The 15,825-nt window shown below is 64.3% G+C and carries 15 protein-coding genes and 1 pseudogene; 14 read left to right on the top strand and 2 right to left on the bottom strand.

What is annotated here, in order from left to right; genetic code table 11:
- Positions 1–3: 3 nt before the first annotated feature.
- A complete protein-coding gene (guaD, locus tag LPB260_RS15265) occupies positions 4–1,308 on the top strand; it encodes a guanine deaminase (RefSeq protein ID WP_208706667.1) in 1,305 nt (434 codons plus the stop codon).
- A 78-nt stretch (positions 1,309–1,386) separates the two neighbouring features.
- Here the strand turns inward: guaD and LPB260_RS15260 are convergent, their stop codons facing one another.
- Positions 1,387–2,154, bottom strand: a complete 768-nt coding sequence (locus LPB260_RS15260) for a GntR family transcriptional regulator (protein WP_208706666.1) — start codon at positions 2,152–2,154, stop codon at positions 1,387–1,389.
- A 635-nt stretch (positions 2,155–2,789) separates the two neighbouring features.
- On the opposite strand from LPB260_RS15260, the gene LPB260_RS15255 reads away from it, so the two are divergent.
- The 4 genes and pseudogenes from LPB260_RS15255 (at position 2,790) to LPB260_RS29370 (ending at position 6,950) form a co-directional block, all read left to right on the top strand.
- A complete protein-coding gene (locus tag LPB260_RS15255) occupies positions 2,790–4,139 on the top strand; it encodes an NCS2 family permease (RefSeq protein ID WP_208706665.1) in 1,350 nt (449 codons plus the stop codon).
- A 69-nt stretch (positions 4,140–4,208) separates the two neighbouring features.
- Positions 4,209–4,835, top strand: coding sequence for a LysE family translocator (locus LPB260_RS15250; protein WP_208706664.1), 627 nt, complete (start codon positions 4,209–4,211; stop codon positions 4,833–4,835).
- A gap of 168 nt (positions 4,836–5,003) precedes the next feature.
- Positions 5,004–6,095, top strand: a pseudogene (locus tag LPB260_RS29375) (cache domain-containing protein); the annotation flags it as partial.
- Positions 6,096–6,182: 87 nt separating this feature from the next.
- Positions 6,183–6,950 (top strand): methyl-accepting chemotaxis protein, encoded by a 768-nt coding sequence (locus LPB260_RS29370; protein ID WP_371926173.1) that lies wholly within the window; start codon positions 6,183–6,185, stop codon positions 6,948–6,950.
- Positions 6,951–7,131: 181 nt separating this feature from the next.
- On the opposite strand, the gene uraH is transcribed toward LPB260_RS29370, so the two are convergent.
- Positions 7,132–7,485, bottom strand: coding sequence for a hydroxyisourate hydrolase (gene uraH, locus LPB260_RS15240; protein WP_208706662.1), 354 nt, complete (start codon positions 7,483–7,485; stop codon positions 7,132–7,134).
- A 116-nt stretch (positions 7,486–7,601) separates the two neighbouring features.
- Here uraH and LPB260_RS15235 point away from each other — a divergent pair, with 116 nt between their 5' ends.
- The 9 genes from LPB260_RS15235 to LPB260_RS15195 all read left to right on the top strand — a co-directional run bounded on the left by LPB260_RS15235 (position 7,602) and on the right by LPB260_RS15195 (position 15,497).
- The gene (locus LPB260_RS15235; RefSeq protein WP_208706661.1) at positions 7,602–7,916 is read left to right on the top strand and encodes a hypothetical protein; all 315 of its coding nucleotides are present in this window, start codon (positions 7,602–7,604) and stop codon (positions 7,914–7,916) included.
- Positions 7,906–8,838 carry an allantoinase PuuE gene (gene puuE, locus LPB260_RS15230; RefSeq protein WP_208706660.1) on the top strand — a complete coding sequence of 311 codons (933 nt, stop codon included), beginning with the start codon at positions 7,906–7,908 and terminating at the stop codon, positions 8,836–8,838. The genes LPB260_RS15235 and puuE overlap by 11 nt, the downstream gene beginning before the upstream one ends.
- Positions 8,835–9,350 carry a 2-oxo-4-hydroxy-4-carboxy-5-ureidoimidazoline decarboxylase gene (gene uraD / locus LPB260_RS15225; protein WP_208706659.1) on the top strand — a complete coding sequence of 172 codons (516 nt, stop codon included), beginning with the start codon at positions 8,835–8,837 and terminating at the stop codon, positions 9,348–9,350. The genes puuE and uraD overlap by 4 nt, the downstream gene beginning before the upstream one ends.
- A gap of 50 nt (positions 9,351–9,400) precedes the next feature.
- Complete coding sequence (gene alc, locus LPB260_RS15220) at positions 9,401–10,396, top strand: allantoicase (RefSeq protein ID WP_208706658.1); 996 nt, start codon at positions 9,401–9,403, stop codon at positions 10,394–10,396.
- 60 nt (positions 10,397–10,456) lie between these two features.
- Positions 10,457–10,960, top strand: a complete 504-nt coding sequence (locus LPB260_RS15215; RefSeq protein ID WP_208706657.1) for an ureidoglycolate lyase — start codon at positions 10,457–10,459, stop codon at positions 10,958–10,960.
- A 49-nt stretch (positions 10,961–11,009) separates the two neighbouring features.
- Positions 11,010–12,299, top strand: coding sequence for a urate hydroxylase PuuD (locus LPB260_RS15210; protein WP_208706656.1), 1,290 nt, complete (start codon positions 11,010–11,012; stop codon positions 12,297–12,299).
- 186 nt (positions 12,300–12,485) lie between these two features.
- Positions 12,486–14,036 (top strand): cation:proton antiporter family protein, encoded by a 1,551-nt coding sequence (locus LPB260_RS15205; RefSeq protein WP_208706655.1) that lies wholly within the window; start codon positions 12,486–12,488, stop codon positions 14,034–14,036.
- Between the two features lie 260 nt (positions 14,037–14,296).
- Complete coding sequence (locus LPB260_RS15200; RefSeq protein WP_208706654.1) at positions 14,297–14,536, top strand: hypothetical protein; 240 nt, start codon at positions 14,297–14,299, stop codon at positions 14,534–14,536.
- A gap of 88 nt (positions 14,537–14,624) precedes the next feature.
- Positions 14,625–15,497, top strand: a complete 873-nt coding sequence (locus LPB260_RS15195) for an outer membrane protein OmpK (protein WP_208706653.1) — start codon at positions 14,625–14,627, stop codon at positions 15,495–15,497.
- Positions 15,498–15,825 lie beyond the last annotated feature (328 nt).

Here is a 15,825-nt window from a genome sequence, read left to right as displayed (position 1 = left end):
TAGATGACTAGCACTATCAAAGCCTACCGCGCCGCCATCCTGCACAGCATTGCCGACCCGGCCGTGGTCGGCGTGGAACACTCCTATGAATATTTCGAAGATGGCCTGCTGGTCGTCGAGGACGGCCAGGTGGCGCAGCTCGGCCACGCCACCGAGCTACTGGCCAAACTCAAGGGCGTGGAGGTCGTCGAGTACCGCGATGCGCTGATCACCCCCGGCTTCATCGACACCCATATCCATTACCCGCAGACCGGCATGATCGCCTCCTACGGCGAGCAGTTGCTGGACTGGCTCAACACCTACACCTTCCCCACCGAGCGGCAGTTCGCCGACAAGGCTCATGCCGGCGACGTGGCCGGGATATTCCTCAAGGAGCTGCTGCGCAACGGCACCACCACCGCCCTGGTGTTCGGCAGCGTGCACAAGCAGTCGGTGGATGCGTTCTTCGAGGCGGCCCAGGCGCTCAACCTGCGGATGATCGCCGGCAAGGTGCTGATGGATCGCAACGCCCCGGACTACCTGACCGACACGCCGGAATCCGGCTATGCCGACAGCAAGGAGCTGATCGAGCGCTGGCACGGCAAGGGCCGCCTGCACTACGCGGTGACCCCGCGCTTCGCCCCGACCAGCACGCCTGAGCAGCTGGCGCTGGCCGGCAAGCTGTATCGCGAATACCCGGGTCTTTACATGCACACCCACCTGTCCGAGAACCGCAAGGAAATCGAATGGGTCAAGGAGCTGTTTCCCGAGCGCAAGGGCTACCTGGATGTGTACGACCACTACCAGCTGATTGGCGCACGCTCGGTGTTCGCCCATGGCGTGCACCTGTGCGACGAGGAATGCAAGCGCCTGGCCGAGACCGGCTCGGCGGTGGCCTTCTGCCCCACCTCCAACCTGTTCCTCGGCAGCGGCCTGCTCGATCTGCAGGCCCTGGAACAGCACGGCGTGCGCGTCGGCCTGGGCACCGATGTCGGCGCCGGCACCAGCTTCAGCCAGCTGCAGTCGTTGAGCGAGGCCTACAAGGTGATGCAGTTGCAGGGCAAGAAGCTCGATCCGTTCAAGTCGCTGTACCTGGCCACCCTCGGCGGCGCCAATGCCCTGTACCTGGACGACAAGATCGGTAACTTCGAGAGCGGCAAGGACGCCGACTTCGTGGTGCTCGACTATCAAGCCACGCCGCTGATCGCCTACCGCATGCAGCAGGCCACGAGCCTGGCCGAGAAGCTGTTCGCCCTGACCATTCTCGGCGACGACCGCGCGGTCAAGGAAACCTTCGCCGCCGGCCAGTCGGTGCATCGGCGCGACTGATCCGCCGCTCCTGGCTTAACGACCGACCATAGAAAAGCCCCGCGGCTCACACCGCGGGGCCTTCTGGCGGATCGTCAATCAGCGGTTGGCGCCGTTGCGCCCCGGCTTCTTCTTGGTCTGCAGTACATGGGAGAACACCGTGTGCAGATCGTCCGAGGCGCTGTCCTCGTCGAGGTTGAGCTTGCTGTCGATGTGGTCCATGTGATGCATCATCAGGGTCACGGCCTTGGCCGCATCCCCTGCCTCGATGGCATCGATCAGCTGGTTGTGCTCGTCGTAGGAGCAGTGCGAACGACTGCCGCTCTCGTATTGGGCGATGATCAACGAAGTCTGCGACACCAGGCTGCGCTGGAAGCTGATCAACGGGGCGTTCTTCGCCGCCTCGGCCAGCTTCAGATGGAACTCGCCGGACAGGCGAATGCCGGCGCCGCGGTCGCCCCTGGCGAAGCTCGCATGTTCATCCACAACCATCTGGCGCAACTCGGCCAACTGTTCGGGGGTGGCGTGCTGTACCGCCAGTTCGGTGATGGCGCGCTCGACCATGCGCCGGGCATAGAAGATCTGCCTGGCTTCCTCGACGCTGGGGCTGGCCACCACCGCACCGCGATTCGGACGCAACAGCACCACGCCCTCGTGAGCCAGGCGCGATAAGGCACGACGGATGATGGTGCGGCTGACGCCGAATATCTCGCCCAGGGCCTCCTCGCTCAACTTGGTGCCGGGTGCCAGCCGCTGCTCGAGGATGGCATCGAAGATATGGGCGTATACGACGTCGTCCTGAGTCCCGCTGCGGCTGCTCTTGCCTGCACGCGGCTGCTTCTTAAGGGGCTGCAATTGTTCGTTCATGCTGACTCGCGTCTAGAGGGTCGACCGGTTACCGGGAACTCTACTGCGTTTTACCCCACATCTGGCAAGCAAGAGTGGGGCATGACGCAAAGAATACAGTGCGGGCATTGTACACAATTTAACCACTCGCTGCAGCAATCCCCTCGCTGGCCAGCGACGGCGGGCGCCTGCGTTATCGCCCACCCAGGGAGCATCGGCAGGCGCCGTCCCGGATTCGGCTAAATCCATTTCGTATAAAAATTGTTTTCCTCATAAAGATTAAATGGCAAATCCAGCGCCATGGCCCGCGGCACAAATCAGATGCGGCCGTCCACCGATCCCGTTGGCGGAGTCGCTTTTAATCGCTATCTAACTGTTTTTACTGACTTTATAGACCATACCACGGCCGCATGATTGCCGATCCCCCTCGCTTTCCCCGCGCGCTGCCGCCATGGGCAGGGCTCGCGCACCAGGGAAAACATTATTTGCTTTTTTTGTATACAAACGCATAATCGCGACAGGGTGACTTCCTGACCGCTCGGTCAACAACTTAGCCAGCGAGCACCCTCAAACGAACCACCAGCCTCAGAGAGTCGAAGCCTGCCGCGGCCATGACTCTGGGTGGAACACAACAAGAGAAATGAGGAGTACCTGCTGTGGAAAGCGCCAAACAAGAACAACTTGCGACTCACACCCAAGGAACGGCAGATGCCGGACTGCTCGACCGCTTCTTCAAGCTGACCGAGCATCGCACCAGCATCAGGACCGAACTGCTGGCCGGACTGACGACCTTCGTCACCATGGCCTACATCATCTTCGTCAACCCCAACATCATGGCCAATGCCGGCGTCGACCACGGTGCCGCCTTCGTCGCCACCTGCATCGGCGCGGCCCTCGGCTGCTTCCTCATGGGCCTGTACGCCAACTGGCCGGTCGGCCTGGCGCCGGGCATGGGGCTCAATGCCTTCTTCACCTACACCGTGGTCGGCGAGATGGGCTACAGCTGGCAGGTTGCGCTGGGGGCGGTATTCATCTCCGGCATCCTGTTCATGATCATGAGCCTGTCGCGCATCCGTGAGTGGCTGCTCAACAGCATTCCGATGAGCCTGCGCTTCGCCATGGGCGCCGGGGTTGGCCTGTTCCTCGGCCTGATCGGCCTGAAGACCGCCGGCATAGTGGTCGACAGCCCCGCCACCCTGCTGACCATGGGCTCCTTCGGCGAGCCGTCGGCCCTGCTGGCGGCGACCTGCTTCCTGCTGATTGCCGTGCTCAGCCATCGCAACGTGTTCGGCGCCATTCTCTTCAGCATGCTCGGCGTCACCGCCATCGGCTGGGCCCTGGGCCTGGTCGAATACAACGGCCTGGTATCGCTGCCGCCGAGCCTGGCGCCGACCTTCCTGGCCATGGACATCGCCGGCGCCTTCAACGTGGCCATGGTCAGCGTGATCCTGGCGTTCCTCTTCGTGAACATGTTCGACACCGCCGGCACCCTGATGGGCGTCGCCCACCGCGCCAACCTGGTGGACGAAGACGGCAAGATCCAGAACCTGTCCAAGGCCCTCAAGGCCGACAGTACCTCCAGCGTGATCGGCTCCATGGTCGGTTGCCCGCCTGTTACCAGCTACGTGGAAAGCGCCTCGGGCGTGGCCGCCGGCGGTCGCACCGGCCTCACCGCCGTCACCGTCGGTGTGCTGTTTCTCGCGGCGATGTTCTTCGCCCCGTTGGCCGGGATGATTCCGGCCTACGCCACCGCCGGCGCGCTGATCTATGTGGCGATGCTGATGATGAGCGGCATGGCGCATATCGACTGGGAAGACCTCACCGACACCATCCCGGCCATCGTCACCGTGGTGATGATGCCGCTGACCTTCTCCATCGCCAACGGCATCGCCCTGGGCTTTTTGACCTATGCCACGCTGAAGCTGCTGACCGGCCAGCGCGACAAGGTCTCCGTCAGCCTCTATGTGCTGTGCATCATCTTTATCGCCAAGTTCGCCTTCCTGTAAGGTTGGCCTTAGCCCTACCCGGCCCCGGCGCTCACGCGCTGGGGCTTTTCCGCATCTGGAGTGAAGTGCATGAGCCTGGAGACCTGGCTGCTGTTCAGCAGCGCCGCGCTGATCGTGATCCTGATCCCTGGGCCCTTGTCCCTGTTGATGGTCAGCAACAGCCTGAACTACGGCCTGCGTCGTTCCCTGCCGGCATTTCTCGGCGGAGTTTCGGCCTCGATCTGCCTGCTCAGCGCCTCGGCCCTGGGCCTGGGCGCCCTGCTGCTGGCCTCGGAACAACTGTTCAGCCTGCTCAAGCTGATCGGCGCGCTGTACCTGTTCTATCTCGCCTGGCAGAGCTGGCAGCAGTCGCGCCAGGCCGCCAAGCCGGTGAAGGCCGAGGAGCAGGCGGTCAACCCCGGCTTCAGGAGCATGTTCTGGAAGGCCTTCGGCCTCGGCGCCAGCAACCCCAAGGACATCCTGTTCTTCGCCGCCTTCCTGCCGCAGTTCATCAGCGCCGACCAGCCGCTCCTCAGCCAATTGCTGGTGCTGATCCTCACCTGGGCGGCCCTGGATCTGGGCTGCAAGCTGTTCTACGGCCTCAGCGCCCACGGCGCGGCGCGCTACCTGCGCTCGGGCAAGGGCCAGGTGTGGTTCAACCGGGTCAGCGCCGGTCTGTTCGCCAGCGCCGGCACCGCGTCCCTGCTGAGTCGCTGATCGCGCCGGGCGCTCGGCCCGGCGCGGGGTGGCCCCGCGCTTCTGCGGCGCAGATGCCTAGGCGCGACACTTAGCGCGCGCTTGCGACAATAACGGTCGTATTCGGTAAAGCTCCCTGTTGTCCAGCCGACAGAATAGGAGCCGCCTACAACCGTCCGGGGACCTCCGATGAACATAAAACAAAAACTCACCTGGGCCTTTGCGATCATCGCCTGCGTGCCGATCATGCTGGTCGCCATCCTGGTGGTGCTCAACCTGCGCAGCGATGCCCGCGACGAGTTCGTCGACAGCAGCTCCCGCGAGATCCGCCAGGTCGAAAACGCCATGCAGCTGTTCTTCGACGGCATCAGCCAGAACGTCGACTACCTGGCCAAGCATCCGCTGGTCACCGGGGTGAACGGCAACCTGAAGAAGTACATGGACGCCAATGCCGCCCAGGCGCCGCTGGGTGAATACGGCGAGAAACTGCTGGCGCTGTTCGCCGACGTCGCCGCCAGCCACCCGGCCTACGCCTATGTCACCACCGCGACCATCGACGGCGGCTACGTCAGCTGGCCCAACGACGTGGGCCTGAGCAACTACGACCCGCGCCCACGCCCCTGGTATCAGGCCGGCATCAACGCCCAGGGCAAGACCGTGCGCACCGACGCCTACTACTGGGCCAATGACAACGCGACCCTGGTGGCCAGCGTGCGCAGCGTGGCCAACGGCCTGGGCAACCCGGGCGGGGTGCTCAGCATCGACGTATCGCTCAACCAGCTGACCGATATCGTCAAGGGCATCAAGCTGGGCGAAAGCGGCTACCTGATGCTGATGGAGAACAACGGCACCGTGCTGGTCGACCCGAGCCAGCCCGAGCACAACTTCAAGAAGCTCGGCGAGCTGGGCGGCGGCTATGCCGAGCTGGCCAAGGCCGGCCAGGGTCTGGCCGAAGTCGAACTCGACGGCGTGCGCTACATGGCCAACGTCTGGTCCTCGGACCGCCTGGGCTGGCGCTTCATCGGCCTGATCCGCCAGGACGACGTGATGAGCAGCGTGACCCAGCTGACCTGGATCATCATCGGCATGGCCGCACTGCTGGCCCTGCTGTTCGCCTTCGTCGGCGCCAGCTTCGCCAGCCTGATCGTCAGCCCGATCCGCGCCGTGGCCAACGGCCTGGAAGGCATCGCCCAGGGCGAGGGCGACCTGACCCACTCGCTGACGGTGCGCGGCCAGGACGAAACAGCGCAGCTGGCCGGCTGGTTCAACCAGTTCCTCGCCAGCATTCGCCAACTGATCCTCAGCATCGGCCAGGCGGCCAAGCAGATCCACCACACCTCCGGCACCTCGGCCCAGGTCTCCGGCGACATGGCCGAGGCGGCTGGGCGCCAGCGCGAATCGGTCGACATGGTGTCCACCGCCTTCCACGAGATGGTCGCCACCGCCAACGAAGTGGCCCGCTCCTGCAGCCAGGCCGCCGACTCCGCCGACAGCGGGCAACGGCAGGCCCACGAAGGCCAGCTGCAGATCGACGCGGCGGTGCACAGCGTCGAACAGCTGAGCCGAGAAATCTCCCAGTCGGCCGCCGCCATGCAACAGCTGGAGCAGGACAACAACAACATCCAGTCGATTCTCGGCACCATCCGCTCGATCGCCGAACAGACCAACCTGCTGGCCCTCAACGCCGCCATCGAAGCGGCCCGCGCCGGCGAGCAGGGCCGCGGTTTCGCCGTGGTTGCCGACGAGGTGCGCGCCCTGGCCAAGCGTACCGCCGACTCGACCTCGGAGATCGACGGTCTGCTCAGCGGCCTGGCCCAGCGCACTCGCGAGATGGCCAAGCAGATGCACGCCAGCCTGGAGGTGTCGCAGCGCACCGTGGCCAGCATCAACGAGGCCAGCTCCAGCTTCGGCCTGATCCGCGAGTCGGTGGATGTGATCCGCGACATGAATGCGCAGATCGCCACGGCCGCCGAAGAGCAACACCAGGTGGCCGAGGACATCAACCGGCACATCACGCGGATCCACGGCGACGCGCAGCTGGTGGCCGGCCTGGCAGAGTCGGCGCGCAGCGACTCGCAGAACCTCTCGAGCCTGTCCGAGGAGCTCAACAGCCTGGTCCATCGCTTCCGCACCTGAGGCGAGAACGGACGCCCGGGCGCCCCGCATCATCGGACGTCCAGAACAGAAAGAGGCCGGCATCGCAGCCGGCCTTTTTTTGTGCCTGGGCAAGTCCCCCTCCACCCCCATGCATAAAAAAGCCCGCAGTGCGCGGGCTAACGACTCGTTGACGGAGTCAGAGGGTGACAAGCATTGGGTATCAGCTACCGCGATAGGTCGAATAGCTGTAGGGCGAAATCAGCAGCGGCACATGGTAGTGCTCCTGGCCGGCGTCGATGCCGAAGCGCAGCACCACCACATCGAGAAATGCCGGATCGGGCAGCGCCACGCCGCGCCCACGGTAGTAGTCGCCGGCGTGGAAGTGCAGTTGATAGACGCCGCTGCGATAGTCCGCGCCCTGCAGGATCGGCGCATCGCAGCGGCCATCGTGGTTGGTCCGCACGCTGGCGAGCAGCTCCAGCTGTTCACCTTCGACACGGTACAGCTCGACCTTCAGCGCGCTGCCCGGGCAACCGTGTGCAGCATCTAGAACATGTGTCGTCAATCGTCCCATTGGTTCCGGGCATCCGCGGCGACCTGGGGTCTCACGGACACCACTCCTCCTCTATTCTTGTCGGAAATCAGCGGCTCGCGCGGGCTGGAGCAGCCCCGAGTTCGGCGAAGCATAGCATGGCGAAGTTATTTAAAACAGTTTTCAGCAATATTGTATACAAGCAGTTAAGCTCCAGCACCTTGCCAACACTGCCAGCCTCGCCGTCGATGCTATCCACCCAGGCGAGCGCCCAATGGATCGCCGCGTTTGCTCCAAGGCCGACTGGCAGTCGATACTGGAGTGCTCGAAGCGAAAAACGCAGCGATTTTTTGATTTACAAAACACAATTGCTTTTGTATACAATTATCCCATCACGGTTGCGCAGCCATGAGAGCCATGGATTGCGCACAGACCGCAACATCGCCAAGAAGGAAGACTGCAGTGAGCGCTGACTATCCACGCGACCTGATCGGTTACGCCAACAACCCGCCCCATCCCCACTGGCCGGGCGATGCCCGCATCGCCCTGTCGTTCGTCCTCAACTACGAGGAAGGCGGCGAGCGCAACGTGCTGCATGGCGACAAGGAATCCGAGGCCTTCCTCTCCGAGATGGTGTCCGCGCAGCCGCTGCAGGGGGTGCGCAACATGAGCATGGAATCGCTCTACGAGTACGGCAGCCGAGCCGGCGTCTGGCGCCTGCTCAAGCTGTTCGACAAGCACGGCATCCCGCTGACGGTGTTCGCCGTGGCCCTGGCGGCGCAGCGCCACCCGGACGTGATCAAGGCCATGGTGGCGGCCGGCCACGAGATCTGCAGCCATGGCTATCGCTGGATCGACTACCAGTACATGGACGAGGCGCAGGAACGCGAGCACCTGCTCGAAGCCATCCGCATCCTCACCGACCTGACCGGCGAACGCCCATTGGGCTGGTACACCGGCCGCACCGGCCCCAACACGCGGCGTCTGGTCAGGGAGGAAGGTGGCTTCCTCTACGACTCGGACACCTACGACGACGACCTGCCCTACTGGGACCCGGCCAGCAGCCCAGCCAAGCCGCACCTGGTGATCCCCTATACCCTGGACACCAACGACATGCGCTTCACCCAGGTACAGGGCTTCAACACCGGCGACGATTTCTTCAACTACCTCAAGGACGCCTTCGACGTGCTCTATGCCGAAGGGCTGGAGGGTGCACCGAAGATGCTCTCTATCGGCATGCACTGCCGCCTGCTCGGTCGCCCGGCCCGCCTGGCCGCCCTGGCGCGCTTTATCGAGTACGCCAAGGGCCATGACAAGGTCTGGTTCGCCCGCCGCGTCGACATCGCCCGCCACTGGTACGCCACCCACCCGTTCAAGGAGGAGCGCGCGCAATGAGCCGCTTTCAGACCCTGACGCCGTCGCGACTCGACCGCGCGGACTTCGTCAACGCCTTCGCCGACATCTACGAGCACTCGCCCTGGGTCGCCGAGCAGGCCTATGAGCTGGGTCTGGACCCCAGTGTCGACGAAATCGAAGGCCTGCACCGGCGCATGGCCGAGCTGCTGCTCGGCGCCAGCCGCGAGGCCCAGCTGGCGCTGATCAACGCCCACCCGGACCTGGCCGGCAAGGCCGCGGTGCGCGGCGAGCTGACCGCATCCAGCACCTCCGAGCAGGCCGGCGCCGGGATCAGCGAATGCACCGCCGAGGAGTTCGCCCGCTTCACCGAACTGAATGATGCCTACAAGGCCAGGTTCGGCTTCCCCTTCATCATGGCGGTCAAGGGCAGCAACCGGCATCAGATACTGGCGGCCTTCGAGGAGCGCATCCACAACTCGCCGGAGCAGGAATTCGCCCGCGCCCTGAGCGAAATCAACCGGATAGCCCTGTTCCGCCTGCAGCAGCTCTAGGCGCCCAGGCACCGCCCCCTACAATCGCCACCACCCAAGGCAGAGACCACATGAAAGCTTACGCCGTACCCTTCGAGAAATACGTCAACCTGGCCGACGCACGCCTCGGCACCCAAGCCATCTCGGTCACCGACGACTGGTTCGCCGACGTCAACCGTCTGTTCCAACCGACCCCGGCGGTGTGGAAGGAAGGCGTGTTCGACGACAACGGCAAGTGGATGGACGGCTGGGAGTCGCGGCGCAAGCGCTTCGAGGGCTACGACAGCGCGGTGATCCGCCTGGGCGTGGCGGGCTCGATCAAGGGCGTGGACATCGACACCAGCTTCTTCACCGGCAACTTCCCGCCGTCGGCCTCCCTGGAAGGCTGCTTCGTCGCCGAGGGCGACCCGACTGACGCCACCGAGTGGACCGAGGTACTGGGCGCGGTCGAGCTGCAGGGCAACGCCCACCACTACCACGAGATCCACACCCAGCAGGCCTTTACCCACCTGCGCTTCAACATCTACCCGGATGGCGGCGTCGCCCGCTTGCGCGTCTACGGCATTCCGTTCCGCGACTGGTCCTCGATCGGCGACAACGAACAGGTCGACCTGGCCGCGGCCCTCAATGGCGGGCGCGCCCTGGCCTGCTCCGACGAACACTTCGGGCGCATGAGCAACATCCTCAACCCGGGCCGCGGCATCAACATGGGCGACGGCTGGGAAACCGCGCGCCGCCGCACCCCGGGTAACGACTGGGTAATCGTCGCCCTCGGCCACCCCGGCGAAATCGAGCGCATCGTCGTCGACACCCTGCACTTCAAGGGCAACTACCCGGACAGCTGCTCGATTCAGGGCGCCTTCGTCAAGGGCGGCACCGACAGCCAGATCGAGACCCAGAGCCTGTTCTGGCGCGAACTGCTGCCGAGCCAGAAACTGTCGATGCACGCCGAGCACGAATTCGTCGAGCAGATCCAGGCCCTCGGCCCGATCACCCATGTGCGGCTGAACGTTTTCCCGGACGGCGGCGTCAGTCGCCTGCGTCTGTTCGGCAAGGTCAGCAAGTAAGGCAACGGCCCCCGGTCTGCGGCCGGGGGGCATCACGCAATAGAGAACAAGTAGACCGACATGCGCAAACTGATCATCGAGCCCCTGAGCAAAGAAGCCTTCGCCCCCTTCGGCGACGTTATCGAAACCGAAGGCAGCGAGTTCTTCATGATCAACAACGGCTCCACTCGCCGCTACCACAAGCTGGCGACGGTCGAGACCGCGGAGCCTGGGGATCAGGCGATCATCAGCATCTTCAGTGCCGAGGCACTGGACATGCCGCTGACCGTGCGCATGCTGGAGCGCCATCCGCTGGGCAGCCAGGCCTTCGTGCCGCTGCTCGGCCACCCCTTTCTGATTGTGGTCGCGCCACTTGGCGATGCACCTGAATCGGAGTTGGTCCGCGCCTTCCGCAGCAACGGCAGGCAGGGCATTAATTACCATCGCGGCGTCTGGCACCATCCGGTGCTGACGATCGAAAAGCGGGATGACTTCCTGGTGGTTGATCGCAGTGGTTCCGGCAACAACTGCGATGAGCATTTCTTTACCGAGGCAGAGCAACTGCTCCTCGACCCCCACCAATAAGAGAAGCCCAGGGGACCGGCCTGCCGGCACTGGGAAAGAGGTACACACTGTGGAAGCACATTTGACTGAATGGCTGAACCTGGGCATCCGCTGGATCCATATGATCACCGGCATCGCCTGGATCGGCGCATCCTTCTATTTCGTCTGGCTGGAGAACAACCTCAACCGCAGCAACCCACGCGACGGCCTGGCCGGCGACCTGTGGGCCATCCACGGCGGCGGTATCTACCACCTGGAAAAGTACAAGCTGGCCCCGCCGAAGATGCCGGACAACCTGCACTGGTTCAAATGGGAGGCCTACTTCACCTGGCTGTCGGGCGTCGCCCTGCTGATGGTGGTGTACTACCTGAACCCTTCGCTGTACCTGATCGCCCCCGGCAGCGACATGGCCCCGGCCGTCGCCATCGCCATCGGCCTCGGTTCGCTGGTGGCCGGTTATGCGGCCTATCACGTCCTCTGCGACTCGCCCCTGGGCAAGCAGCCGGCGCTGCTCGGCGCGGTGCTGTTCGTCCTGCTGATCGCCGCGGCCTGGGGCTTCAGCCTGATCTTCAGCGGTCGCGCGGCCTATATCCATGTCGGCGCCATCATCGGCACCATCATGGTCGGCAACGTGTTCTTCACCATCATGCCGGCACAACGCGCCCTGGTTAAGGCCATCGAAGAGAACAGCGAACCCGACCCGGTATTGCCGGCCAAGGGCCTGCTGCGCTCGCGCCACAACAACTACTTCACCCTGCCGGTGCTGTTCATCATGATCAGCAACCACTTCCCGAGCACCTACGGCAGCCAGTACAACTGGCTGATCCTGGCCGGCATCGCGATTCTGGCGGTGCTGGTGCGGCACTACTTCAACACCCGCCACGACAGCAACAGGTTCGCCTGGACCCTGCCGGCCGCCGCCCTGGGAATGATCTGCCTGGCCTACGTCACCGCCCCGCTGCGCCCGGCACCGAGCGCCGCGCCTGTCGCGGCGGTCAGCAGCGAGCCGGCGGCCACCGTCGCCAAGGTCGAGGAGGTCGCGCCCGCCACGGCGCTCGCCGAGCCGAGCGCCGCCCCCGCAACGGCCCAAACCAGTGAGCCGCCCTTCGCCACGGTCAACAGCGTGATCCAGGAACGCTGCACCGTATGCCATTCGGCCAGCCCGAGCAGCCCGATGTTCAGCAGCGCGCCGGCTGGTTTTATGCTCGACACCCCGCAGCAGATCCAGCAACAGGCGGCGAAGATTCACGCGCAGAGCGTCGCCAGCCAGGTCATGCCGCTGGGCAACATCACCCAGATGACCCAGGAAGAACGCGACCTGATCGGCGCCTGGATTGCCCAGGGCGCGCAGATCAACTGAGCACAAGGCCCCAGGGCCGCACCGCGATCCAGCACAAGCCCGCCACCCGGCGGGCTTGTGTCATTTCTGGCACCAGCACGCCGCTCCCGCAGCGGCCTACGGGCCACCCGGCGACGCCGGCCAGGAGCGGCCCGCTACAATTGACTGGAGTCCACCGCCCACGCGAAAGCCGACAGGTACTTGCCGATGCTCGAAGCCAGCTGGATCGCCTTCGCCTTCATGCTGGGACTGGCCGCCCGCTTCATCGGCCTACCGCCCCTGGTCGGCTACCTGGCCGCCGGCTTCACCCTGGCGGGGCTCAGCCAGTACCTGCGCATCGGTCCCCTGGACAGCACCATCCTCAGCCATGTCTCCCACCTCGGCGTGCTGTTGCTGCTGTTCACCGTCGGCCTGAAGCTGAAGCTGAGCAACCTGGTGCGGCGCGAGGTGATCGCCGGCGGCCTGCTGCATTTCTTCATATCCAGCCTGCTGTTCCTCGGCGCCATCGTGCTGATCCTCGAGCTGCCCCTGCGCGAGGCGCTGCTGCTGTCGGTCGCCCTGTCCTTCTCCAGCACGGTGCTGGCGGCCAAGGTGCTGGAGAGCAAGCGCGAGCTGCGCTCCTTCCACGGCCGACTGGCCATCGGCGTGCTGATCATTCAGGACCTCCTCGCCCTGCTGGTGATGAGCCTGGCCAATGGCGACGCGCCCTCGCCCTGGGCCCTGCTGGTGTTCGCCCTGCCATTGCTGCGACCGCTGCTGTTCCGCCTGCTGGACGCCAGCGGCCACGAGGAATTGATGGTCCTGCTGGGGCTGCTGCTGGCCCTGGTCATCGGCGGCTACGGCTTCGAGTCCCTCGGCCTCAGTTCGGAACTCGGCGCCCTGGCGTTCGGCGCCATGCTGGCCAAGCACAAACGCGCCATCGAGCTGTCCAACGCGCTGTGGAGCATCAAGGAGGTGTTCCTGGTCGGTTTCTTCCTGCAGATCGGCATCAGCGGCCTGCCCGGGGCCGACGCCCTGGCGTTCGCCGTGGTCATGGCGTTGCTGCTGCCGCTCAAGGGCTTTCTGTTCTTCCTGTTGTTCGTGATGTTCCGCCTGCGCGCGCGCAGCGCCTTTCTCAGCAGCGTCAGCCTGACCAACTACAGCGAATTCGGCCTGATCGTCGCCAGCGTGGTACTGCCACAGTGGCTGATTCCCCTGGCCATTAGCGTGGCGTTGTCCTTCGTCATCTCCGCTCCGCTCAGCCGCCTCGCCCACCCGCTCTACGAGCGCCTGTCGCGCTGGCTGATCCCCCTGGAGCGCGACACCCGCCACCCCGACGAGCAACCGGTGTCGCTCGGCGATGCGCAGATCCTGATCGTGGGCATGGGCCGCACCGGCCGCGCCGCCTATGACTATCTCAAGGGCAAGGGCTTCGAGGTGGTCGGGCTGGACTCGGACCCGGTGGTCATCGAAGCCTGCGCCAAGGCCGGGCGCCGCGCACTGTTCGCCGATGGCGAAGACCAGATGCTCTGGCAACGCCTGGAAATGCCCAGCATCGAAGCGGTGGTCCTGGCGCTCAACGACCCGGAGACCAAGATCATCTCCATCGGCAAGCTGCGCGAACGCGGCTTTCCCGGGCTGATCGCCTCCCACGCCATGTACGAAGACATCGCCAAGCGGATCATCGAAGCCGGCGCCGACCGCACCTACCTGACCATGAGCGAAGCCGGCGCCGGCCTGGCCGAGCACGTCTTCCACGAACTGCGACGGGACGACTGAACCGCCCCTCCTTCACCCTCCCTCCTGGCAGCGCCCTCCCAGGACAACCTGCGCCGTGCCAGCGCGCCTGGCCGCCCTCAAGCGACCGGCGGCGTCTTTTTTTGTACACAATCGTGAAATACCTTGTTCCCATAACTGTGCCCACATTGTTATAGTCGGCACATCCTGACCGCTAAGACAGCTTTCTGGCGATCGGAAGGAGGCGCCGTGAAGCCTCGTGCAAGCCCATGACCATATAAAAACAACTGGCAGGCTCTGACATGACCACGACTCGTACGCCGAACACCCCAGCTCCGTCTGCCGCCAGCAGCGAGCCGATCCTCCCGCTGGTTGACCGCCCCGCCTGCGCGCCAGCCATCGCCCCCGCCCTGGCGCACCTGCTGGCCCGCCTGGTCGCTATCGGCGCCCGCCCCCTGACCCTGCTCGCGAGCGTCGCGACCTGCATCGAGGCGCGCGCCGTGCCAGCCATCGCGTGCGGCGCGGCCAACCGCAAAAGCTGAGCCAAGCGCTCCCGAATCCCCCCTGCATCGCCCCGCGCCCAGCCGCGGGGTGGCAAACCCTGTCCGTCCTAAACCTGAGGAAACCCCGATGAAGCTCAAGCACCTCCCCCACTGCCTCGTCCTGTCTGCCGGCCTGCTCGCCGGCAACCAGGTCAACGCCGGCGACCTGATGTTCTGGCAGGACAACAGCCTGACCTACCTCAACGGCAGCAATTTCCAACGCCTGAACTTCAACGGCGAAGAGCAACGCTCGCAGACCACCTATACCTTCGAACACGCCAGCGGCTGGGTGTGGGGCGACGTGTTCTTCTTCCTCGACTACGTGGACGCCGACAACACCCAGTACCGCGGCAGCAACTTCGGCAACCTCGAAGTCAAGGAAAAGAACAGCTTCTACTACATGGAGTTCAAGCCGCGCATCAGCCTCAGCTGGCTGACCGGCCAGGATCTCTCGGTCGGCCCGCTGAAGGACGTCAAGGCCGCCTTCACCTATGAGAAAGGCAACGGTGGCCCCGGCACCGAGAACTACCTGTACGGCATCGGTCTGGATTGGGACGTGCCCGGCTTCGCCTTCCTCAACACCAACCTGTACCGGGTCAAGATCAACAACCACATCTTCTTCGACCACGACTTCAAGGCCAGCGACGCCGGCAACGGCTATGCCACCCAGTTGACCGTGGCCGGCGCCTACCCCTTCGCCATCGGTGCCCAGGACTTCGTGGTCGACGGCTACCTCGACTGGCGCTCGCCATCGAAGGAGGCCAACACCCAGACCTCCCTCGGTTCCTCGATCCAGGTCAAATGGGACGCCGGCAAGGCCCTGTTCGGCAAGGAGCGCCAGCTCTACGTCGGCACCGAGCTGAACATGTGGCACAACAAGTACGGCATGAAGCCGATCGACGGATCCACCGATGGCTTCGATCAGACCGCAGTGCAGGCACTGGTGCAGTATCACTTCTAAAGGCAACTGGCCGGCTGCCAGGTAGGCGGCATCCGGCAGCTAAACAGAAAAGGGGGCTACGCCATGCGTAGCCCCCTTTTTCGTCTGCTGCGTAGGTGTGGCCGACGGCGCCAAGGCGTCGCCCAGCGCGAGAATCGCGCACAGCAAACTGACTGCCTAGTCAAGTTTTTGTACTCATAAATCAATATTTATGTGCACAATTTTGTATTTTTTTATGTTCATGTGATTTTTTTATGTGTACAACATGCAAACGATCCTTCCACTTTCGCCAGTCGCCATGGCCCAGCACGCTGCTCGCCAAGGACTTGAACAACGAAATCCGAACGGA

This window comes from Pseudomonas sp. LPB0260, from assembly GCF_013388395.1.
This window is presented reverse-complemented; position numbering and strand designations above follow the sequence as displayed.